Source organism: Nocardioides sp. (assembly GCF_044226765.1).
Classification (GTDB): Bacteria; Actinomycetota; Actinomycetes; order Propionibacteriales; family Nocardioidaceae; genus Nocardioides.
Genome location: NZ_JBGAGJ010000008.1, coordinates 179387 through 201394, shown reverse-complemented (window position 1 = coordinate 201394; position 22008 = coordinate 179387). Strand labels below are relative to the sequence as shown.

Below are 22008 nucleotides of genomic sequence, written 5' to 3'. Positions count from 1 at the left end.
GCCGCCGTGCTGTGGCTGGGCGGGACCGATGTGCCGGTCCTGGCGCCGTGGCTGGTCGGGTTCGTCGTGCTGACCATCGCCGGTGAGCGGCTCGAGCTCGCCCGGATCGCGATGGGCCCTTCGGCTGGCACCACGCTGGTTCTCCTCGCTTCCGGGCTGTTGGCCGGGATCGTGGCGGCGTTGCTGTGGCCGCGGCCGGGCACGGCGCTGCTCGGGGCGGCAATGCTCGTCCTGACCGGATGGCTCGCCGCGCACGACGTCGCCCGACGCACGATCCACGCCTCCGGCGACAAGGGAGGGCTCCCCCGCTACATGGCCGGCTGCATGCTGGCCGGGTACTGCTGGCTCGGCGTCGCCGGTGCCGTCTGGATGCTCGGCGGTCCGGCGACCGAGGGGGTGCGCTACGACGCGGTGCTGCACGCGGTGTTCCTCGGGTTCACGCTGTCGATGATCATGGCCCACGCTCCGGTGATCCTGCCTGCGGTGCTGCGCCGGCCTCTGCCCTATCACCCGGCCCTCATCGCCCCGGCCGTGCTCCTGCACGGCTCCTTGGCGTTGCGGCTGTGGGTGGGCGACGCCCTCGGTAGCCACGGCGCCTGGGTCACCGGCGGCGTCCTCAACATCGTGGCCGTGCTGTCGTTCGTTGCCATCGCGGTGGGATGCGCGATCCGCGGCACCCGGAGCCCGGCGTGAGCATTCGTCGTGAGCGCGCCGGTGGTGAACAGGCGGTCGTGAGCAGGCAGGGCAGTCGTGGTTTCTGGCCGCTGCGCGACCTGCCGGTGCTGGTCTGGTTGGCGGCCACGGTCGTGGTCGCACTCGTGCATCCGTTCGTACCGGCGCCACGCTGGCTGATGATCCATCTGCTCATGCTCGGGGCGGTCAGCCACGCCATCCTGGTTTGGAGCCGGTACTTCACCGACGCGCTGCTGCACTCGGCCGACGAGGACCGCCGCGGCCAGAACCGGCGGCTGTTGCTGCTCAACGGTGGCGTCACCCTCGTGGTGGCCGGGGTCCCCTCCGATGTGTGGCCCCTGACTCTGCTCGGCGCGACCGCGGTCGGCTCCGCGGTCCTGTGGCACGGCTGGACGATCCTGCGTCAGCTGCGTGCGGCCCTGCCGGCCCGGTTCGGACCCTCGGTGCGCTACTACGTGGCCGCGGCCTGCTTCCTGCCCGTCGGCGCCGGCCTGGGCACCGCGCTCGCGCGTGGCCTCGCCGATCCCTGGCACACCCGTCTGGTCGTCGCGCACGCGGCGGTGAACTTGCTCGGCTGGGTCGGTCTCACCGTGGTCGGCACGCTGGTCACCCTGTGGCCGACCATGCTGCGCACCCGGATCGCCACGGGCTCCGAGCGAGCCGCGGCCCGGGCGCTCCCGGTGCTGGTCTGCTCGGTGCTGGTGACCGCGGGCGGCGCGTCCGCGGGTCTGCGTCTACTCGCCGCGATCGGGATCGCCGGATACGTGAGCGGGCTGCTGCTCACCGCGCCGGCGTTCGTCGACGCCCTACGTCGCAAACCGCCCACCGAGTTCCCGGCCTGGTCGGTCCTGGCCGGGCTGACCTGGCTGGTCGTCACCCTGGTCACCCTCGATGCGGGCATCGGCGCCGCGTCCTCCTGGCCTCGTGTCCATGAGGTGTTCGGCTGGCTGACGCCGTTCCTGGCCGCGGGCTTTGCTGCCCAGGTGCTCCTCGGCGCCTTGTCGTACCTGGTCCCGGTCGCCCTCGGTGGAGGGCCGACCCCGGTCCGGGCGGCGAACGCGGTCCTGGACCGTGGTGCCCCGCTGCGGCTGGTGGTGACCAACGTCGGCCTGCTGCTGTGCGCACTGCCGGTACCCAGCACTGTCCGGGTGCTCGCCTCGATCCTCGTCCTGGTCGCCCTCGCCTCCACGCTGCCGTTGCTGCTTCTCGCGGTGCGGGCCTCGCGTTCCGCGAAGGCGCACCCGACGAGTGCCCGAGAGGGCCCGCGAGTTCCGCCCGGCCGGCCTGCTGGCCAGATCTCCGGCCTCGCCGCGACCGGACTCTCCCTCGTGGTCATGGCGGTGGCCGCGGGCGTCGCAGTCGACCCGGCCGCAATCGGCGGCAACACCGCCTCGGCCGCGGCCGGTGTCACCGCAACCGGCGAGACCACCACCGTCGAGGTCGAGGCGCACGACATGCGGTTCACCCCGGCCACCATCTCGGTGCAGGCCGGCAACCGACTGGTGATCGTGCTGACCAACACCGACGAGGAGGACGTGCACGACCTCGTCCTCGAGACCGGCGCCAACAGCGGCCGACTCTCCCCCGGCGAGACCGCACGCGTCGAGGTCGGAGTGGTGGGCCGCGACCTCGACGGCTGGTGCTCGGTCATCGGCCACAAGCAGATGGGCATGGTCCTCACCGTCCACGTCACCGGCGCCGTTAACGCGCCTGCCACGGCGGCCGGGTCGTCCGGGGGTCACGCCGGCCACGAGCACGGGCCAGGCGGGAACGACGGCGACCCGTCCCCCGCCGAGACCGGCGATACCGAGCCCACCCCGGCTGCGGACAACCTGGATCTGATGGCCGATCCGTCGCCGGGTTGGGCGGCGCGCGACGCTGCCTTGCCGCCGTTGCCGGCGGTGTCGAGTAGCCGGGTGCACCGGCGTACGTTCGTGGTCCGAGACGTCGTACGCGAGGTCGCGCCGGGGGTCACCCAGCGACTGTGGACCTACGGCGGCACCGCCCCGGGTCCGGTGCTGCACGGGCGGGTCGGGGACCGGTTCGAGATCACCTTGACCAACGACGGGTCGATCGGTCACTCGATCGACTTCCACGCCGGAGCACTCGCCCCGCAGCGCCCGATGCGCACCCTCGCACCCGGTCAGTCCCTGACGTACCGGTTCCGCGCCACCCGCGCGGGGGTGTGGATGTACCACTGCTCCACCATGCCGATGTCGGCCCACATCGCCAACGGCCTCTTCGGCGCGGTCGTCATCGAGCCACCACACCTGCCTCGAGTGGACCGCAGCTACCTGCTCGTGCAGTCCGAGCTGTACCTCGGCAACCAGGGCGGGGAGGTCGACGTCACCAAGCTGGCCGCCGAGGACCCAGACCTGGTCGTGTTCAACGGCTTCGCCAACCAGTACGACCACGCCCCCCTGACCGCGCGGGTCGGGGAGCGGGTCCGGGTGTGGGTCCTCGACGCCGGCCCCAACCGGCCAACCTCGTTCCACGTGGTCGGCGGCCAGTTCGACACCACCCACGCCGAGGGCACCTACCTCCTGCGACGCGGGCACGGCGGGGCCCAGAGCCTCGGACTGCAGGCCGCCCAAGGTGGGTTCGTCGAGCTCACCTTCCCTGAACCCGGTGACTACCCGTTCGTCTCGCACTTGATGATCGACGCCGAACGCGGCGCGCACGGGCTGTTCCGGGTCACCCCTTGATCTTGGGCTCAAGCGGAGGCAGGTGCGGGCCGGTGGGAGCGATGACGGTTTGGAACAAATGCACAAGCATGATCGCGAAGACCAGGACGCACGCAGGGAACGCCACCCAGAGCTCGGCGCGTCCCACTGCCTCCACCACCGGCAGGTGGTCGGCCCGGCCCAGGTAGATCCCGGCAACGGCGTACATGCCGAGCGGGAAGATGATGCTCCACAGCGTCGCCTCGTACCGCAGCGGTACCCGGCGCCGGACGTGACGCCACCAGCCAGCGGCGACCAGCACCGGGATCAACCATGTTGCGAACGCCCAGAACACCACGGCCAGTCCCGCGATCAGGTCACGAGTCACCGCGACCATCGGCGCATCGGCCATCTCCACGATCCGGGCGCCGGCCAGCACAGTGATGGCCAGGGCGCCCATCGAGACCCAGTACGGCGGGGTCAGCTCCTCGGGGCCGAACTCGTAGAGCATCAGCCGCAGCGAGACCAGTATCCCGGTCGCGCCGTACAGGAATACTCCGACCGACCACGACATGATCGCCAGCACCGCGAGCTCGCGTCGCACGGGGTCGAAGACCGGTTCGATGGTGGCCGCCGCCACCGCGACGGACTGGCTCGCCACCACCCAGATGAACCAGGTGCCGTTGGCGGTAGCCAGCACGGGGCGTTCTTGGCGACCCAGCACTGCGGTCCAGGGCACCACGTAGCCGAGAGCCAGCCAGGCGACACCCGCGAGGATGAGCAGCACCGCGGTCGCCTCGTGGAAGCCAGCAATCCCCAGTCGGACCCGAGCACATTCGTGCCGGCAACGAACGTGAAGAACCCGAACCCCCGGCGCGGATCGGTGAAGTCCTCGACCACCGCGCTCCGGTAGGCGACCAGCCGCCAGCCGGTCAACGCCAACAGCACAACGAACGCTGAGCAGCACACGCCTAACAGCACTGCGGACAGGATGTAGAAGCGCTCAAGGTGCATCCCGACGGACAGGATTCCCGTGGCCATCACGAGCGCGAAGTAGCCAGGTGTCAGCCCCTCGACAGCCTGGCCGACGCGATCACGGAGTACTTCAGCCACGCTCGGAGTTTCGCACGCAGGGGTGCTCGCTGATTCGGGATTCCGCTCCGCACTAGCCTCGATCTGTGAGGCGAACGACCGCGAGACGTGCGTTCATCCCAGTCATGTGGCGTCCTCGGAAATCACCGAGAAGCCCACCTGGCCGGCGAGACTGAAGACGTTCCCGCTCGACCCCGGCGGTCGGCACGGAAGGCGCCACGTGTGTGAAGTCATCGGATTCGCACGGCTACGGTCAGGAGAACGACCGAATCTTCGACCGCTTCAAGCGCGTGTCGCGAATCGGGGATGACGATCAGATCACCGGGTGATCCGTTCCATCGATTCTCCCTGGCCACCAAAGTGACGCGGCCGTGGAGAACCTGAAGGGTGGCTTCGCCAGGGCTTTCGTGCTCGTCGAGGTCGCTCCCCGCTCGGAGGGCGACGAGTGTTTGGCGCAGTACACGTTCGTGGCCCCCATAGATCGTGTGAGCGCTGCGACCGCTGGACGAAGTCGAGGCCGTCTCAAGATGGTGACGAACAAGTGCCGTCAGCGACTCTTTTTGCATGGGATCTCCTCATTGCTGAATGCATCGGTCTACTACGAACTGTGGTCACGCTGGCGACGGGTTTGGTCGAAGTCGCTACAGGCGCCTGGCCGACGGAGCTTCCGTGCCACGATCTGCTACGGGAACGCTGTCTCGGTCGACGCTGTGTGTGTACCCAGACATCGGTGATGCCCTGAGCCGTTACAAGCGTGGTACATATAGTCGAACATCCTCGACGTTTGCGCAGGTCAGCATGGGTGAGTCAGTCAGTACTACGACATCTGACAGCTCGTTGATCGAGTAGCGCCGAGGAACGAGGCGGCGCGTCGAGATCACCGGTCTGTCCTGCACGATCGCGCGGCCCCGCGGAGGATTCCCCAGGTTTCCCTCAGCGGGGCCGCTGCGCGTACCAGCGAGTTCCGGCAAGCCGGGTCCGGTCAGGACGTGCCCGGGGTCGGGACACGACGGATGGCGCTCGGCGCGAGATCGCGCAGCGTCGGATAGCCGTCGACCGCCATCAGCAGGTCCGACTCCGCGAGGATCGATCGCATGACGTGCACCGCCCCGTCGGTGCCGCCGAGCGCCATCCCGTACACCCAGGGGCGCCCGATGCCGACGGCCGCGGCGCCGAGTGCCAAGGCTTTCACCAGCTCGGCTCCGGATCTGACGCCGGAGTCGAACAGCACGGGTACGTCGACGGCGGCCACCACCTCCGGGAGGCAGTCGATGGCGGGGAGCCCGCCGTTCGCCTGCCGACCGCCGTGGTTCGAGCAGTAGATGGCTTCGACGCCGGCGTCACGAGCGCGCCGTGCGTCCTCGGGGTGGCAGATGCCTTTCACGACCAGCGGGAGGCTCGTCATCTCCCGCAGCCGGTCCAGGTCCGACCAGGCAAGAGGCCGGCCGAAGACCGCGGCCCATTCCAGCGTGGCGGCCTGCGGGTCCTCCTCCGGTGGCCGCGCGAGACGGGCGCGGAAGACCGGGTCGGTGAAGTAGTTCGACAGGCAGTGTCCGCGCAGCTGCGGGAGGTTGGACGCGGTCACATCGCGCGGTCGCCAGCCACCCACCCACGCGTCGAGCGTGACCACCAGGGCCTCGTAGCCGACCGCCTCCGCCCGACGGACGAGGCTCTCGCACACGGACCAGTCCGACGGAACGTAGAGCTGGAACCAGGCTGGGGCCCCTCCGACGTGGCGGATGACCTCCTCCAGAGGATCGTTCGACAACGTCGTCGCCACCACGGGCAGCCCGAGGGCGGCGCCTGCGCGCGCGACCGCGAGGTCACCGTGCCCGTCCTGCGCGCAGATCCCGGCAACACCGACCGGCGCGAAGAATGCCGGCGCTGTGATGGTCCGCCCGAACAGCTCGACGGAGAGGTCCCGCTCGCCCGCGTCGGCAAGCATCCGGGGCATCAAGCCGTACGTGCGGAACGCGGCCACGTTGGCCTCCTGGGTCCACCCGTCTCCGGCGGGGGCGCAGACGTACTCGCGGACCGACTCCGACATCGATGCGAGCGCCCGCTCCTCGAGTTCGGCGAACCCGCAGGGCAGTGAGGGCCGATGCCCGGACAACCCGTCGAGGTAGAGCTGGGTCTGGTAGCCGCCGAACGACTCTGGCTCCACGTCAGTAACCTCTCCGAGGATCAATGACCCCGAGGAGGGGACGCTGCTGGACGAAACGTACGAGGTTCGCCCGGGCGCGATCCCGCAGCAGCTCGGCGCCCGACTCGCCGACGGTGGCGCTGTGGCAGGTGACCACGCATCCAGGATGGGCGAACAGCGGATCGTCGTCGGGCAGCGGTTCGGGATCCGTCACGTCCAGCGCTGCGCCGGCGATCGAACCAGCGAGAAGAGCCCGGCGCAGTGCATCGTGATCGAGCAGGGTTCCGCGTCCCACATTGACGAGCACCGCCTCGCGAGGGAGGAGATCGAGCCGTTTGGCGTCGATGATCCGCTCGTTCGCGGAGGTCGCTGCGGCGGCGAGCACCAGTACGTCCGCCCGCGTCAGCTCCGTCTCGAGGTCGCCGACGTGGGACCACGTCGCACCCTCGAGCGCGCGAGGGGAGAGGCTCAGCACCACACAGTGGGGGTGGAACGGCCGGAGCAGGTCCACCAGGGCGCGCGCCACAGCGCCCGCGCCGAGCACCACGACCCGAGCCCCACGAAGGCTGCGACCGGCGCGTGCCTGCCAGCTCCCACCCCGCGCGAAGTCGGGCAGCCGGCGGTAGAGGGCGAGTATCAGCGCGAGCGCATGCTCGGCCACCGGTTCTGCGTTCGCGCCCTTGGCACACGTCCACTGCCGATCCGTGTCGAGGACCTCGGTGAAACCGTCGATCCCGGCGACGGGAAGATGTACCCATCTCAGGGACGGACTTCCCGAGAGGACCTCCCGCAGCCCGGCTGCGCTCCCCGAGGACCACAGCAACCCTTCTGCCACGTCGACCGATGCACGGACGGTGCCAGTGCCTTCGTGGACTCCATCGAGCCAGGCGCCTGTCGACTCGGGAAGGACGGCGACGCGGCGCGGTCCTCCCTGGTTGCTCATGGTCGGTGCGCTGGGTCGACCTGGACAACCGCGGTGGTCTCGACCAGCCGCTCGAGCTCACCCATCAGCTCAAGCCACCCGGTGAAGGGGATCGGGGCCTGGCTGCCGGCCGTGATCGAGCCGCGGATCGAGGCGTCACTGGCCGACGCGCCCAGTTCCTCCGTCGCAGGTCGGAAGACGATGGTCACCGCGAGACCCGGCTCCTCAAACTCGTTCATAGTCGGCTCCCAGTTGTGGAGTGGATGGTTGCGGGTCTGTCGCTGCGTCGACCTGATGTCGTCGTCGCCTCAGCCGGCGACGGGCCTTCATCACGAAGTCGCGGTTCTGCTCGGACAGGCCACCTGGGAACATCGTCAGCGTCACGATGAAGCCGAGCGGCCCCAGGTAGACCAGGAAGAAGTTCGTCGTCGAGACGAACGCCTGGAAGCCCTGCAGGAGCAGCACCACCTCGACCAGGGCGAACAGGGAGCCGGGCCCTGCTAGGACGACGGCGATGAGATAGGTGAAGGACAGCTGTTGCGGGAAGGTCGCGGGTGAGACGACACCCACCCAAGCGCTCGTCATGCCCCCTGCGAGGCCGGCCATCGCACCGGCGACGACGTACGCGGACCCGCGGTACAGCGCCACGTTGATCCCCTGGCTGCTCGCGACATCCGGGTCGGCCTTGATCATCAGCAGTGCCCGCCGGTACTTCGAGCGCGAGAGTGCGACGAACAGCGCCGTCGAAGCGAAGGTCGTGACGGCGAGCACCGGGTAGACATCGTCTGGTGTGACGAACCTGAACGGTCCGACGTCAGCGGTGCTGGTCAACACGGTTCCGCTCCCGACCAACCACTCCTGCTTGAAGAAGTACGCGTTGATCGCCACGCTCAGCGCCAGGGTCACGATCGCGACGAAGAACCCCTTGGCCCGGTACGCGACGGCTGCCATGAGCAACCCGCACCCGGCGCCGACGAGCACGCCCACGGGGATCAGCGCCACCGCGTTGACCTGGTGAGATGAACTGATGGCAGCGACCGAGAGCGCAGAGAGCCCGACCACTGTGCCCTGCGCCAACGACAGCTCCCCGGTCCAGTTGACCAGCAGGTGCAGGCCGAATGCTGCGATGAGGAAGATGAGGACGAGCCCGAGCTTGAAGACGGCACCGTCCGAGATGAGGTGAGGGATCGAGAACAACAGCACCAGTCCCGCCAGCCAGGCGGTCGAGCGCAGGACCGACGTGTGCAGAAGTGTGGACATCAGTACTCCGCCGCTCGAAGACCGGTGGGCCGGGCGATCAGCAAGGCGATCACCGCGACGGCCAGAATCAGCTCGGGCACACCGACCGCAGACACCTGGTAGCCGATGAAGGCCTCAGCTACACCGAGCACCAGGCCACCGATGAACGCACCTCCGACGCTGGTGAGGCCGCCAATCAGGGCCGCGATCAGGGCTCGCAACATCAGGCCAGCAGTGAAGTCGACGGTCATCGACACCTGCGAGGACACGAGGATCGCTGCGAGTCCCGCCGACGCGGCCGCGGCGACCCACACGAGCCCGGCGACGAGGTCGGTGCGTACTCCGCTCTGCCCAGCGGCCACGAGGTCCATCGCAGTCGCCCGCACGCGCACGCCGAACGACGTCCGCTTGAGCAGCAGCGTCACCCCGCCCACCGAGAGCAGCCCGAGCAGCACGATGAGGATGTCGTCGCGCATGAACGTGTACCCGAAGACCCGGAATGCGGAGCCTTGCAGCACCTCGGCGGACTCAATGGGTCGCAGGCCCCAGCGTCGGGCCGCAAAGGTGTAGAGCAAGGCACCGAGCCCGAAGGTGGCGAGGGTCGAGGAGACCGGGTACTTGTTCTGCAGCGGGCGCGCGATCAACAGGTAGCCGAGCCCACCGAGTGCGCCGGCGACGGCTGTGCCGACGGCGGCGGCCGGCAGAGCCGGCCAACCGCCGCCGACGCGGAGGTCGGTGAAGACGAACGCCCCGATCATGGCGATGTTGGCTGCCGCGAAGTTCACGGTCCGTGAGACCTGGTAGACCAGGACGAGACCGATGGCGAAGACGCCGTAGATGCAGCCCACGAACAGGCCGCCGACGAGGGAGACGGTCACTGGACTGAGCCCGTCCCGATCAGCTTTACCGACCCGCCGCGCATGTCAGGACCCGAAGTCCGCGGACGGCTCGCCGTCCGCCTTCCAGAAGTTCTCCGGCGTGCAGCACACCACCGGCCACAGGTCCTGGGTGCCCACGACGCTGTTGGTCCAGTCGATCGGGCCGAGGATCCCGGTCTTGAAGTCCGAGAGCGACTTCATCGCGTCGAGGACGCTGGCCTGCGTGGGGTTGTCGCCCGCGTCCTCGAGCACCTTCGTGACCACCTGGGCGAAGCCGTAGGCGAGCATGGTGTCCGGGTCGTACTCGGGGTACTTGCCGGTGCCGTACTCCTTGTAGATCTTCGCGAAGTCGTCGTAGGCCTGGCTCGGTGCGGCTGACGTCAGCTTGAGACCGGTGACGCCGTCGTACAGTCCGGGATTGGCCTGCGGTGCGTACTCGAACACGAACTGGCTGCCGGTCCACTGCGGTTCGTATCCGATCTTCTTCGCCTGCGTGAGCATCGCGGTCTCCTGTCCGAGGGCGATGATCACGACCGTCTTGGCGCCGGCTGCCCGCAAGCGCTCCAGCTGAGGAACGTAGGAAGACTGCGTGTAGCTGATCGGCTCGGTCGCGACGAGGTTGACGCCGAGGTCCTTGGCCTCGTCGATGAAGGCGTCGCCGGCGGCCTTGAAGGTGTCCTGGTTGAGGTAGACGACTCCGACAGGTGCGTCCCCCTCGACCGTGCTGCGCACGTACTTGGCCGTGGTGACACCCATCTGCGACGGGGTCGGGAGGAGTGCGAAGGTGCTCGTCCACTTGTCCAGGTACTCGTCGGCTCCCTGCCAGACGATGTTCGGCACCGACGAGTCGTTGAGGCAGTTGGCGGCGGTGATGTGTGCGATCTGGCCCTGGAACTCCGTGGACATCAGGACGTCGTCGTCCGAGACGAGCTGGCGGCAGGCGGCGACGCCACCCTCGGCGGTCTCCTTGTGGTCGTACTTCTTGATCTCGATCTTCCGACCGTGGATGCCTCCCTGCGCGTTCACGTAGTTGATCCAGGCCACCATCCCTTCGAAGGCCTTGTTCACCGGGTCCGCGAAGTCACCTCCCCAGGCCTGGACGGCGGCGATGGTGATGGTCTTGTCGGTCACTCCAGGAGCGGCATCCCCGCCACCCTCGGACGACGACCCTCCGCACGCTGCCAGCGTGAGCGCGAGGGCGAGCATGCATGCGACTGCGCTCGCCTTGATCTTTGTCTTCACGGTCAGTGCGTCCTTTCTGGGTTGCTCCGAGCCGGGGTGGCTCCGAGGTAGAGCTCGCGGAGGTGCTCGAAGTCGAGCTCGTCCGCAGGTCCCGAGTGCACGACTCGTCCTCGGCTGAGGACGACGTGGTGATCGACGAGGTCACGGATCAGCGCAGGCGCCTGCTCGACCACGACCAGGGCGACGCCTTGTTGCTTCACGACGTCGAGAGCGGCAACGAGGTCCTGGGAGACGACCGGGGCGAGCCCGGCGGACAGCTCGTCGATGAGCATGACCTGGGGCCGTGCCACCAGCGCCCGTCCGATGGCGACCATCTGCTGCTCGCCGCCGGAGAGGGTTCCGGCCAGCTGCCGCCTGCGGTCGAACAACTTGGGGAAGAGGTCGTAGGCGGGCTGGAGGTCGCGCCGCTGCTCGGTGGTGGCGAACGTCCCGACGCGAAGGTTCTCCTCGACCGTGAGGGTCGTGAAGAGGTGCCGACCCTCCGGCACATGGGCAACTCCGTGGCGGGCTCGCCACCAGGACGGCCTCCGCTCGATCCTCCGGCCGTCGAGGCGCACCTCACCCTTGCCGCGCAGCTCACCCATCACGACCTTGAGCAAGGTGGTCTTGCCCGCACCGTTGGCGCCCATCAGACCCACCGCCTTGCCCGGTGCGACCGCCAGGCTCACGCCGTGGAGTATCGGAACCTTCAGGTAGCCGGCCGAGATCTCGGCGACCTCGAGTCCGGCGCTCATGCCGCGGCCCCGAGGAAGGACCGGACCACGCCCGCGTCCTCGCGTGCTGCTTCGGGGGTGCCGTGGAAGATGACCGAACCCTCAGCGAGCACGTACACCTGATCGCACATGTCGAGGACGAACCCGACGTCGTGTGCGACCACGAGGACACCACGACCAGCGTCGCGCTGGCGCCGCAGACAGTGCTTGAGGATCTCGGACTCCGTGCTGTCGAGGCCCGTGGTCGGCTCGTCAAGCAGCAGGAGCCGCGGGCTGCGTGCCACCAGGCCCGCGAGCTCGACCCGCCGGGCTACACCGAAGGACAGCTCTCTAACCAGGGTGTCGGGCGACTCGCGGACGTCGAATGCGTCGAGGGCTTGCTCGACGTCCGCCCACAGCCGGGCCTCGATCCGGCTCCGGCGCCACGGCACCATCACTCCGAGGGGGCCGTACGACGCCCGCCCGAACTGCGAGGCCAGCGTGTTCAGACGGATGTCCTCACCGGTGACGAGGCCGAGGTTCTGGAAGCTCCTGCCGATGCCGAGGTGAGCTCGCCGATGGGCGGGCATCCGGGTGACGTCCCGCCCGAACGCGTGGACAGAACCCTCCTGCAGCTTCAGGAGGCCCGACGCCACGTTGAAGAGCGTGGTCTTGCCGGCACCATTGGGACCGATGAGTCCCGTGATCTGGCCCTCGTGCACGTCGAGCGAGACCCCTTTGAGGGAGTGCACACCTCCGAACCTCATGTGCGCGTCCCGCACCTGGAGCGACACCTCAGTCACGTGGATCCTCCTTGTGATCGCGGCCACAGCGACGGCTTCATTACGGCAGCCGCGGTGCGGCCGGCGTCAGTAGGCGATGCCCTACTCCCACCGGTTGGGGGGCGAGCCGTTCCGTCAGATTCACGCCTCCCCCCACCCACGTCTGCTGGTCGGGACCGGGGAGCCGCCCTCGACCATGAAGAGCCTCTGCCCGCGGTAGATCTCGAGCCCGTCCTCGCCGTGGCGGCGGGTCCCGACATCCACGAGAGCGGATCGGCTGTCGCGGCCGTGGTCGGCGCCGAAGTGGGCGTCGAACGCGTCGCGGTCGTCCCACAGCTCGACGAGGACGAAGTTCTCGGGGAACGAGACGCTCCGGAACAGCTCGAACTGACGCACTCCGGGTTCGCGGCGACACGCCTCGGTGTGTGGGAGCCAGGCACCGATGAATGCCTCTTCGTCACCGGGTCGCACGTGCATGTTGACGATCACGCGCGTCGCTCGGGCAGGGCTGTCGTCCACGGAAGCTCCTCTCACCACCGGGTGGTGGACCGGCGACCAGCACACCCGGAGGTCCGTACGACCGGGAGTAGGAGGTCACCGACACCTCACCCGTGGGGCTCGGGCCCACGATCGGGGGAACCCCTACTGGCGAGCCTGAGCGACGGCGACGACGATGGCCTCGCGTGGTTCGTCCGAGGTGAGGAGCACTGTGGAGAAGACCCAGGTCGCGATCGTGACCGGAGCATCGAGCGGGATCGGGCTGGCCACCGCCCAGCACCTGCTGGACACCGGCTGGCGTGTCGCCCTCAGCTCACGAGGTGAGACCGACGAGCTGCGGGACCTCCTCGCGCGCTGTCCCGACGCCATCCATGTCCGCGGCGACGTTGCTTCCGAGGAGGACTGCCGAGAGGTGGTGTCGACCGTGCTGGACCGTTGGGGCCGGCTCGACGGACTCGTCAACAACGCCGGGACGACGGCCTTCATCGACCACGCCGACGTCCATGCCGTCACCGGTGACGTGTGGCGGCGGATCCTGGACGTCAACGTCGTGGGGACCTGGCAGATGAGCGTGGCGGCCCTCGACGCACTCCGTGCGACCGGCTCCGGAGCGATCGTCAACGTGGCGTCGGTGGCAGGCCTCCGACCGGTCGGGAGCAGCCTGCCCTACGCGGTCTCCAAGGCCGCGGTCGTACACATGACCGGGCTGCTCGCCAAGGTCGTCGGACCCGAGGTCAGGGTCAACGCCATCGCCCCCGGCATGATCGAGACGCCCTGGACCTCCCAATGGTCCGCAGCACGCGAGTTCCTCAGCGCCAACACCCCCCTTCGACGAACCGGTGAGCCGGACGAGGTGGCCGAGCTCGCAGCGTTCCTCCTGACCGCTGGGTACATCACCGGCGAGACGGTGAGCATCGACGGCGGGATGAAGCTGATCCTGTGACGATCCCGCACTCGCCGCTGGTCGCCACTGCCGCGGGGCCGGTGCTGGGCGTTGCCGGAGCCCGGGTTGCGGCGTTCCTCGGGATCCCCTACGCCGCCCCGCCGGTCGCCGAGCGACGCTTCGCGCTCCCAGAACCACCCGAGCACTGGGACACGGCCCGTCACTGTGTCGCGCCCGGTGACGCCGCTCCCCAGTCGGTGTCGACAGCCACGGACTTCGATGCCGCCGTGAGCTGTCCCGAGCAGTCCGAGGACTGTTTGTGGCTGAACGTCTGGACGCCCGCACCCGAGCACGGCGCGGACCTTCCGGTGCTCGTGTGGTTCCACGGCGGGGCGTTCGTGCACGGGACCGTCGCCGACCCGGTCTACGACGGGTCGCGCCTCGCCGCGTCGGGTCTCGTCGTCGTCACCGTCAACACCCGCCTGGGTGCGCTGGGGATGCTCGACCTGCGGGAGCTGATGCCGGACGGGCAGTGCAACCTGTCGCTGCACGACCAGGCTGCGGCCCTGACATGGGTTCGCGAGAACATCGGGGCATTTGGAGGTTCCCCCGGCTCGATCACGGTCGCCGGCGAGAGCGTCGGTGGCACGAGCGCACTCGTCCTGCTGGGGTCCTCCCTCGAAGGGCGTCCTCGCCGCGCCATCGCGCAGAGCGGGAGCGTCGAGCAGTTCATGAGCGCGGAGGCGTCGGAGGCAACCGCTCGCGCCGTCCTGTCGGCCGCCGGCATCGCGCCAGGGAGGGTCGGCGAGCTCGCCGCTGTCGGGGTCGACCGTCTCCTGGCTGCTCAGGGCGAGGTGCTCGCTCGGGTGTGGACGGGCGCGCCGGGCTCCGACGAGATCTTCGGGGCACACGCCGTGTCACAGCTGACCCCGTTCCTGCCGACCCAAGACGACCTCTTCGTCTCCGGCACCCCGGTGGACGGACTGCGCTCCCACGCGGTCGGTGCCGACCTGCTGGTCGGGACGACCCGGAGCGAGGCATCGCTGTACCGGCTCACCTCGGGCGGCCTGGCGGCGGACTGGGTCCTCGCGAACGCCGCACGCGCAGGCGTCGCCGGGTTGACTGCCGCGGACGACGCGGAGCTGATGGCGGCGTACACGCACGGGGGGTCGATCGACCTGGAGGCGCTGGAGACTGACCGCTACTTCCGCTCCCCCGCGCTGCGGGCCGCAGACGTCCTCGGCGACGTCGCCGGCGCCAGCGTGACGACCTACCGGATCGACCTCGCGCAGATGGAGGCCGCTCACATGGTCGACGTCCCGCTCACCTTCGGGACCCTCGACTCCCCGCTGGGTTCCTGGTTCTCGACCCAGGCCGCTGACGCTCGAGAGATGCAGGAGACGAGCGCCGTGGTGCGCCGGGCCTGGGCGGCGTTCTGCGCTGACGGGACGCTGCCCGGTGGGGCGTCACACGTCGCTGGCTCGACCTGGTCCAACACGATCTCGGCCGACGGCGTGCGGGCCGAGCAGTGCGATCGGCGGGTCCGTGCCATGTGGCGGACCTTCAGCTGACGGCGCCGCTGTCCATGGCCCGCGCCAGAGCCAGTCGCGACGTCACCCCGAGCTTCGCGTAGACGCGGGACAGGTACACCTCGACCGTCTTGGGGCTGTAGTGCAGCGCGCCGGCGATCTCCCGGTTCGTCAGTCCCTGCTGAACCAGCAGGGCCATCTTGTGCTCCGTCGCTGTCAACGTCGCTGAAGCGCTCGTCGTTCCACGCGGCGGGACCTGGCCGCTCTCACGCATGAGCTGACGGGCCTGGAAGGCCCAGGGATCGGCTCCCACCGACTCGAAGACGGCCAGGGCGCCCGCGAGGTCGGCCTCGGTCGCCCCCAGTCGAGCGGCCACGACCATGCTCGTCGCCGCCTCGACCACGAGACCGTGTCGCCGCGCGACCTCCGCCGTGGCCAACGCGCCAGCGCCGTCCTCGGCCACGGTCGCCTCCAGGCGGCGGCGCACCACGTCGTGGAGCGGGCGCTCGTCGCGGGTGTCGAGGGTAGCCACCAGGTGGGCCGCTGTCGCGCGGTCACCGAGGCCCACGTGCGACTCGACCAGCTCCTGCACCAGCAGGTAGCGCCACTGCTCCCACCCGTGCCGACGAGCGGTGGCCTCGATCTCCGTCGCCACGGCGATCGCGGTCTCCGGGTCGCCGGAGATCCGGTGGCGGCGAGCCCCCGCGACCGCCACGAGGTGGTCGAAGCTCGGCACCGGGGGCTCTGTCGAGCGGATGGTCTGCTCGGCTGCGTCGAACTGTCCGCGGTCGACGAGCATCGTGGCGGTCAACGCCTGGACGATGCACAGGTTGCCGAGCTGGTGAGCATCGGAGAGGTCGAGCGTCGCGACCCGGGCGGCGTCCAGAGCCGCCTCCCAGTCACCTGCGAGGCGGTGGAACCGCACGCGGGTCGAGGCGAACTGACCGCCGAGGTTGGTGGCGGTCGTCCCTTCGGCCAGCCGCCGCGCCTCGTGCATGATCGCGGAGGCGTCGGAGAGCTCCCCGGCGTCGGCGTGCACCATGGCCATGGCCTCGAGCAGCGCCAGCCGTGGGCTTGCGGTGAGCAGTGGCAGCGCCTCACGCGCAATCTCGAGCAGCTCCCGGCGACGATCGACGTCGCCGACGAGGTCGGCGTGCAGGAGGAGGTGGGTGAGCCGGACGACGCCGGGCTTGTCGACCAGCGTCGGGCGCGCCGGAAGCGGCTCGAGGTCGTCCTGATCGATCCCGACCTGACGGGCGATGTGGAGACGCTGGGCTCGCAGCGTGGGGTGGTCCTCGGGCGGTCGGCCGTCAGCTCCGTCGAGGACCTGCTGGCACACCTCGAGCGCACCTGCGGCCGATCCTGCGGCATACAGCGCATTGACGGTGAGGATGCCGGTCCGGGCCCGCTCGCCCTCGGGGAGGCCGCTGAGCGCCAGGCGACCCTGCTCCCCTGCCTCCACCGGACGGCCCGCCATCCACAGCGCTCTGGCCTGCCGCGACCGCACCTGGAACCGGGTCGGATCCTCAGGATCCATGATCTCGAGCGCCCGCGCGTACCAAGCTGCCGCGTTCATGGGGGCCACCCCCGCGGTCGCGTCCGCAGAGCTGAGGAGGAGCGCGACGGCTCCCACATCTCCGCTGGTCGCCGACTCCGCCACGTGGGCGGTGGCCTCGAGACGGTCTCGCGAGTCACCGGACGCCGAGAGCCACCGGGCAGCCTCCGCATGGAGGCGACGCCGCTCGGCTGGTCCGATGTCCTCGAACAGCGCCGCACGCACCAGGGGGTGGGTGAACTCGTAGCCACCCTCGCTCGTGGGACGGAGGATCGCGTCGCGCACCAGGCCGTCGAAGGATCGCTCGACCTCGGCCTCCTCGACACCGGAGAGCTCGGCCACCAGGCTGAGCCTGGCCGGGTGCACGCGGCCGAGGACCGCCACGGCCTTGGCCACGTCGCGACCCGAGCGGATCCCGGAGAACACGCGGTGGAGGATGGCCGTGCGTCGACCGATCTGCCGCGGCCGGACCGATGTGAGCCGGCAGACGCCTTGGTCGGTGGTGAGGCCCTCGGACTGCTGCAGACCGAGGATGAGCTCCTTGACGAAGAACGGGTTGCCGTGGGTCTGCTCCACGAGGTACGCCACGGCAGCGCCGTCGGGAGGCGAACCGACCAGGAGCCTGGCCAGCTCGGCGACACCCGTGTCGTCGAGCCGGGGGACGTCCATGATCTCTGCGTCACCGGTCTCTGCCATCTGCGCGAGCGCGGCGTCCATCGTCCGGGCCGTGGTCGACACGTCGGGACGCAGGCTCAGGACGAGCAGGAAGCCAGCAGACGCCGCAGACCGGGCGAGGACCCGCGTCAGCGTCACCGAGTCCGGGTCGGCGACGTGGAGGTCCTCGACGACCAGCACGAGGGGGTAGGTGGCCGTGACGGTCTGGAGCAGGTCGACGGTCTCGGCGTGCACCCGCGCGAGGCGGCTCGTGCCCGCGCCGTCTCCACCCTCCACCGTCTCACCCGCCATCAGGTCGACGAGAGGAGCGGCACGGGCGGACGTGATGACGCCACGTGCGTCCTTGCTCCCGAACGCGGCCCGGAAGGCCGCGTAGGGGATGCCCTCCTCGAACTCCTCGGCGCGCGCGTAGACGACGGCGACGCCCTCGGCGCGGGCGACCCTGGTCAGCTCGCCGATGATGCAGGACTTGCCGACCCCTGCCTCGCCGCGCACGACGAGGACCCCGCCGCGACCCTCGCGGGCGCGGGCCGCGTGGTGCACCGCTCTCTCCAGGAGACCCGAGCGCCCGACGACTCCGTGGACCGGACGCGGGCTGGCCGGAGCGGGCGTCGGCGCCGCGTTCGGTTCCATCTCCAGCGTCACTCCCGTCCGCATGTCGGCCGATGTTGCCCGAGCTGCGCGCACCGACGGAATAGGGAACTCACTACTGCCTGTGAGGTCCGTCTCTTCCTAGCGTAGAAGAGACCAGAAAGGACGAGACCTTGCCTGACATCCCCTACCCCGATCCTCCGGAGTTCGAGGACCCCGTCGAGGAACAGCTGTACCGCAAGCAGCAGCTCGCGGCCGGCTTTCGCCTGTTCAGCCGCTTCGGCTTCGAGGAGGGGGTCGCCGGACACATCACGGCTCGCGACACCTTCGAGCCCGACACGTTCTGGGTGAACCCGTTCGCGGTGCCGTTCTCCCAGATCAGCGTGAGCGACCTCATCCGCGTGGACCACCACGGCGAGGTCGTCGAGGGCGAGCGTCCGGTGAACCGGGCTGCATTCGCCATCCACTCGCAGGTGCACGAGGCCAGGCCGGACGCCGTGGCCGCTGCCCATTCGCACTCGGTCCACGGACGCGCCCTGTCGGCGCTGACCGACCTCGTCGAGCCGCTGACCCAGGACGCCTGCGCGTTCTATGAGGACCACGCCCGGTTCGACGACTACACCGGCGTCGTCCTCGACACCGAGGAGGGCAAGCGGATCGCGCACGCGCTGGGGCCGCACAAGGCCGTGATCCTGGCCAACCACGGCTTGCTGACCGTGGGTCGGCGAGTCGAGTCCGCGATCTGGTGGTTCATCACGATGGAGCGCTCGTGCCAGGCCCAGCTGCTCGCCAAGGCCGCCGGAACGCCGGTGCCGATCGTGCACGAGGAGGCCGTCAAGACAGCCGGTCAGGTCGGCACCGAGTACGCCGGCTGGCTCAACTGGCAACCGCTCTACGCGAAGATCGTGGCGCTCGAGCCCGACCTGCTCGACTGACAGACCGCCACCACCGGCGAACGGGTTCGGCCCGGGCTCCTCGAGGGGCCCGGGCCGTTCTCCGTCGGGCGCGTCAGCGCGTCGGCACGTCGTGGCCGGCTCGGCCGTCGTACAGGGCGTCGATCTCGCTGCTGAAGCGCTTCTGGATGGCCACCCGACGCAGCTTCGACGTCGGGGTCAGCAAGCCGCCAGCGGGCGTCCACTCGTCCGCGAGCAGGAGGAACCGGCGGACCCCCTCGGCGCGTGACACCAGGTCGTTGAGCTCGGCGATGGACCGCCCGAGCACGTCGGGGAACTCTGGATCCACCGCGGTTGTCGGCTCGCCCACGATCAGCGCCGTCACGTACGGCCGTCCGTCGCCGACCAGCATCACCTGGCTGACCCCGTCGACCCGGCTGAGCCGACCCTCGATGGCCAGGGGCGCGACGTTCTTGCCGCCGGCGGTGACGATCAGCTCCTTGGACCGTCCGACGATGGTCAGGTAGCCGTCCTCGTCGAAGGCCCCGAGGTCACCGGTGCGAAGCCACCCGTCGGTCGTGAACGCCGACGCGGTGGCCTCGGGGTCGTCGTGGTACCCGGCGAAGACCACCGGCCCGCGAGCCTGGATCTCGCCCGACTCGTCCAGCCTGACCTCGATCCGTGGCAGCGGGCGGCCGACGGTGCCCTGACGGGGATGCGCATGGTCCCAGGTGAGCACGCCGGTCGTCTCCGAGAGGCCGTAGACCTCCGACAGCGGCAGCCCTGCGGCTCGGAGGCGACCGAAGAGCTCCGGCGGCATCGGCGCGGCGCCGCTCACCGCCACGCGGAGCTCGCCCAGGCCGCTCGCGTGGAGAGCTGCGGCCAGCGCGGCGCCGTCGCGCTCGCCGTGCGGCAGGGCGAGCACCACCTTCTCCCAGATCCGGGGCGGCCCGAAGAAGATGTGTGGCTGCACCTCACGGACGACGTCGTAGACGCCCTCCGGGTCCGGGCAGCAGGAGACCTCCGAGCCGTAGAGCAGGTGGTTGTAGTGGCTCGACATCCGTTCGGCGACATGCGCCATCGGCAGGTAGGACACCACGCGCGTCCCGCGCCCGTCGGGCCCCACGATGTGCAGCGTCGCCTCGAACGCGGCGATGGCGTTCGCGTGAGTGATCACGACGCCCTTCGCCGGGCCGGTCGTGCCCGAGGTGTAGATGACGGTGGCGACCGAGGCGGGGCCCAGACGCCGCGCGGCGGCGTCCAGGTCGAGGGCAGGGCCCGAGCCGAGCGCCCACTGCTCCACGGGGCTGTCCCCCGCGTCCGGTCCGGCCTCGAGGATGTCGAGGTCGCGGCCGATGGACCGCGCGGCGTCCTCGAAGCGCGGTCGGTGCTCGGGGCGCACGATCGCCATCCGGGCACCACTGTTGCGCAGGATGTGCGCCGTCTGCTCCACGCTCGCCGTCGCGTAGACCGACACCGGAACCCCGCCCGCCGCGACGACTCCGAGGTCGAGGATGTGGAAGACGCCGCAGTTGGGCAGGCTCAGGAGCACGGCCTCGTCCTCGACACCACGCTCGGCGAGCTGGTGCGCGACCTGGGCGACGGCTCGTTCGTACGTCGCCCAGGTCGCGAGCTCGAATCGCTCGTCCCAGCGGCACCGGACGGCGACGTCCTCCGGTTGGCCCCGAGCGGTGCGCAGGAACGCCTGGAGGAGGTTGTCCGCCGGGTAGTACCGAACCATGGGGCGCAGCCTCAGATGCGTTCGATGACGGTGGCGTTCGCCATGCCGCCGCCCTCGCACATCACCTGCAGGCCGTACCGGCCACCGGTGTCGTGCAGGGTGTGCAGGAGCGTGGTCATCAGACGTGCGCCGGAGGCGCCCAGCGGGTGGCCGAGCGCGATCGCGCCACCGCGGGGGTTGACCTTCTTCATGTCGATGTCTCGGTCGCCACCGAGCTCCTTCGCCCAGGCCAGCACCACGGTCGCGAACGCCTCGTTGATCTCGATCGAGTCCATGTCGGCGAGCCGGAGGCCGGAGCGTGCGAGGACCGACAGCGTGGCGGGGATCGTCGCGGTGAGCATCTCCACGGGGTCCCCGCCCTTGACGGCGACGCTGTGGATGCGCGCCAGCGGCTTCAACCCGAGCTCACGAGCCTTGTCGGAGGTGGTCATCAGGAGTGCGGCGGCGCCGTCGGAGATCTGCGAGGAGTTGCCCGCCGTCACCTGTCCACCCTCGAGGAAGGCTGGCCGCAGGCCGGCCAACGCGTCGGCGCTGGTGGTGGTGCGCGGGCCTTCGTCGGTGCTGACGCCTGCCACGGGAACGATCTCGGCGTCAAATGCACCCGAGTCGCGCGCTGCGATCGCCCGCTCGTGGGATTCCAGCGCCAGCTGGTCCGCTTCACCGCGGGTGATGCTCCACTTGTCGGCGATGGCCTCAGCGGCCGTGCCCTGGTCGAACCGGAAGTCCGGGTAGCGCGCGAAGATGCCGGGGCTCCACGGGTCGCCCGGACCGTTGGAGACGGTGCACAGCATCGGCACCCGCGACATCGACTCCACACCACCCGCGACGACGAGGTCGTAGTGGCCGGCCACCAGACCAGCGGCAGCGAAGTGGGCCGCCTGCTGGGACGAGCCGCACTGTCGGTCGACGGTCGTGCCGGGCACGGACTCGGGGTAACCGGCCGCCAGCAGGGCGTTGCGGCCGACGTTCACCGCCTGCTCGCCCGCCTGGCTGACACACCCGAAGACGACGTCCTCGACCAGCCCGGCATCGACTCCGGTCCGCTCGACCAGTGCCCGCAGGGCCTCGGCTGCCAGATCGACGGGGTGTACTCCGGCCAGTCCTCCCCCACGCTTCCCCAGGGGGGTTCGGACTGCTCCGACGATGACTGCATCGCGTGACATCTTGACGTACGACCTTTCGTTGACCTTGCTGAACGTTGTGGTGGCGGTTCGGTTGGACGCTCGCACCGGCGGGCCCCTGTCACCAGTAGGGAGTCCCTGTCGGCCCCGTGAGGAACGCCGAGGAGCTGCTCGGT

18 protein-coding genes and 2 pseudogenes are annotated in these 22008 nt (G+C 69.8%); 5 read left to right on the top strand and 15 right to left on the bottom strand.

Annotated features, from left to right (window positions below):
* Positions 1–693: pseudogene (locus tag ACILRH_RS17000) on the top strand (hypothetical protein); the annotation flags it as partial.
* Positions 694–731: 38 nt separating this feature from the next.
* Positions 732–3398: a multicopper oxidase domain-containing protein gene (locus tag ACILRH_RS16995; RefSeq protein ID WP_395695232.1), complete on the top strand. Its 2667-nt coding sequence runs from the start codon at positions 732–734 to the stop codon at positions 3396–3398.
* Here ACILRH_RS16995 and ACILRH_RS16990 read toward each other — a convergent pair.
* From ACILRH_RS16990 to ACILRH_RS16935, 12 genes and pseudogenes are all read right to left on the bottom strand, one after another.
* The gene (locus ACILRH_RS16990; RefSeq protein ID WP_395695231.1) at positions 3388–4143 is read right to left on the bottom strand and encodes a tellurite resistance/C4-dicarboxylate transporter family protein; all 756 of its coding nucleotides are present in this window, start codon (positions 4141–4143) and stop codon (positions 3388–3390) included. The genes ACILRH_RS16995 and ACILRH_RS16990 overlap by 11 nt on opposite strands.
* A 98-nt stretch (positions 4144–4241) precedes the next feature.
* Positions 4242–4370 (bottom strand): annotated as a pseudogene (locus ACILRH_RS16985) (tellurite resistance protein permease); the annotation flags it as partial.
* A gap of 308 nt (positions 4371–4678) precedes the next feature.
* Complete coding sequence (locus ACILRH_RS16980) at positions 4679–5014, bottom strand: cupin domain-containing protein (RefSeq protein WP_395695230.1); 336 nt, start codon at positions 5012–5014, stop codon at positions 4679–4681.
* 416 nt (positions 5015–5430) lie between these two features.
* Entirely contained in the window at positions 5431–6612 is a 1182-nt protein-coding gene (locus ACILRH_RS16975; protein WP_395695229.1) for an alpha-hydroxy-acid oxidizing protein, read from the bottom strand.
* A gap of 1 nt (position 6613) precedes the next feature.
* Positions 6614–7534, bottom strand: a complete 921-nt coding sequence (locus ACILRH_RS16970; RefSeq protein WP_395695228.1) for an NAD(P)-dependent oxidoreductase — start codon at positions 7532–7534, stop codon at positions 6614–6616.
* A complete protein-coding gene (locus ACILRH_RS16965) occupies positions 7531–7752 on the bottom strand; it encodes a hypothetical protein (protein WP_395695227.1) in 222 nt (73 codons plus the stop codon). Before ACILRH_RS16965 ends, ACILRH_RS16970 begins: the two co-directional genes overlap by 4 nt.
* Positions 7739–8773: a branched-chain amino acid ABC transporter permease gene (locus tag ACILRH_RS16960; RefSeq protein WP_395695226.1), complete on the bottom strand. Its 1035-nt coding sequence runs from the start codon at positions 8771–8773 to the stop codon at positions 7739–7741. Before ACILRH_RS16960 ends, ACILRH_RS16965 begins: the two co-directional genes overlap by 14 nt.
* Entirely contained in the window at positions 8773–9630 is an 858-nt protein-coding gene (locus tag ACILRH_RS16955; RefSeq protein ID WP_395695225.1) for a branched-chain amino acid ABC transporter permease, read from the bottom strand. The genes ACILRH_RS16960 and ACILRH_RS16955 overlap by 1 nt, the downstream gene beginning before the upstream one ends.
* Before the next feature lie 45 nt (positions 9631–9675).
* Entirely contained in the window at positions 9676–10761 is a 1086-nt protein-coding gene (locus ACILRH_RS16950) for an ABC transporter substrate-binding protein (RefSeq protein WP_395695224.1), read from the bottom strand.
* A gap of 113 nt (positions 10762–10874) precedes the next feature.
* A complete protein-coding gene (locus tag ACILRH_RS16945; RefSeq protein ID WP_395695223.1) occupies positions 10875–11606 on the bottom strand; it encodes an ABC transporter ATP-binding protein in 732 nt (243 codons plus the stop codon).
* Positions 11603–12367 (bottom strand): ABC transporter ATP-binding protein, encoded by a 765-nt coding sequence (locus ACILRH_RS16940; protein ID WP_395695222.1) that lies wholly within the window; start codon positions 12365–12367, stop codon positions 11603–11605. Before ACILRH_RS16940 ends, ACILRH_RS16945 begins: the two co-directional genes overlap by 4 nt.
* Positions 12368–12487: 120 nt before the next feature.
* Positions 12488–12865, bottom strand: coding sequence for a putative quinol monooxygenase (locus ACILRH_RS16935; RefSeq protein WP_395695221.1), 378 nt, complete (start codon positions 12863–12865; stop codon positions 12488–12490).
* A 190-nt stretch (positions 12866–13055) separates the two neighbouring features.
* Between ACILRH_RS16935 and ACILRH_RS16930 the strand changes: the two genes are divergently transcribed.
* Both ACILRH_RS16930 and ACILRH_RS16925 read left to right on the top strand, forming a co-directional pair.
* Positions 13056–13787, top strand: a complete 732-nt coding sequence (locus ACILRH_RS16930; RefSeq protein WP_395695220.1) for an SDR family NAD(P)-dependent oxidoreductase — start codon at positions 13056–13058, stop codon at positions 13785–13787.
* Positions 13784–15298, top strand: a complete 1515-nt coding sequence (locus ACILRH_RS16925) for a carboxylesterase/lipase family protein (protein WP_395695219.1) — start codon at positions 13784–13786, stop codon at positions 15296–15298. The genes ACILRH_RS16930 and ACILRH_RS16925 overlap by 4 nt, the downstream gene beginning before the upstream one ends.
* Here the strand turns inward: ACILRH_RS16925 and ACILRH_RS16920 are convergent.
* Positions 15291–18143: an ATP-binding protein gene (locus tag ACILRH_RS16920; protein ID WP_395695218.1), complete on the bottom strand. Its 2853-nt coding sequence runs from the start codon at positions 18141–18143 to the stop codon at positions 15291–15293. The genes ACILRH_RS16925 and ACILRH_RS16920 overlap by 8 nt on opposite strands.
* Positions 18144–18250: 107 nt before the next feature.
* Between ACILRH_RS16920 and ACILRH_RS16915 the strand changes: the two genes are divergently transcribed.
* Complete coding sequence (locus ACILRH_RS16915; RefSeq protein ID WP_395695217.1) at positions 18251–19012, top strand: class II aldolase/adducin family protein; 762 nt, start codon at positions 18251–18253, stop codon at positions 19010–19012.
* A gap of 73 nt (positions 19013–19085) precedes the next feature.
* On the opposite strand, the gene ACILRH_RS16910 is transcribed toward ACILRH_RS16915, so the two are convergent.
* Both ACILRH_RS16910 and ACILRH_RS16905 read right to left on the bottom strand, forming a co-directional pair.
* On the bottom strand, positions 19086–20711 hold the full coding sequence (locus ACILRH_RS16910) for an AMP-dependent synthetase/ligase (RefSeq protein ID WP_395695216.1): 1626 nt from the start codon (positions 20709–20711) through the stop codon (positions 19086–19088).
* Positions 20712–20722: 11 nt separating this feature from the next.
* Positions 20723–21874 (bottom strand): thiolase family protein, encoded by a 1152-nt coding sequence (locus ACILRH_RS16905; protein WP_395695215.1) that lies wholly within the window; start codon positions 21872–21874, stop codon positions 20723–20725.
* Positions 21875–22008: the final 134 nt, after the last annotated feature.

Bases quoted from the DNA above. Each gene is read 5' to 3' on its own strand.
- ACILRH_RS16980 (WP_395695230.1), bottom strand. From the start codon at position 5,014: ATGCAAAAAGAGTCGCTGACGGCACTTGTTCGTCACCATCTTGAGACG.
- ACILRH_RS16970 (WP_395695228.1), bottom strand. From the start codon at position 7,534: ATGAGCAACCAGGGAGGACCGCGCCGCGTCGCCGTCCTTCCCGAGTCG.
- ACILRH_RS16965 (WP_395695227.1), bottom strand. From the start codon at position 7,752: ATGAACGAGTTTGAGGAGCCGGGTCTCGCGGTGACCATCGTCTTCCGA.
- ACILRH_RS16960 (WP_395695226.1), bottom strand. From the start codon at position 8,773: ATGTCCACACTTCTGCACACGTCGGTCCTGCGCTCGACCGCCTGGCTG.
- ACILRH_RS16945 (WP_395695223.1), bottom strand. From the start codon at position 11,606: ATGAGCGCCGGACTCGAGGTCGCCGAGATCTCGGCCGGCTACCTGAAG.
- ACILRH_RS16920 (WP_395695218.1), bottom strand. From the start codon at position 18,143: ATGCGGACGGGAGTGACGCTGGAGATGGAACCGAACGCGGCGCCGACG.
- ACILRH_RS16910 (WP_395695216.1), bottom strand. From the start codon at position 20,711: ATGGTTCGGTACTACCCGGCGGACAACCTCCTCCAGGCGTTCCTGCGC.
- ACILRH_RS16905 (WP_395695215.1), bottom strand. From the start codon at position 21,874: ATGTCACGCGATGCAGTCATCGTCGGAGCAGTCCGAACCCCCCTGGGG.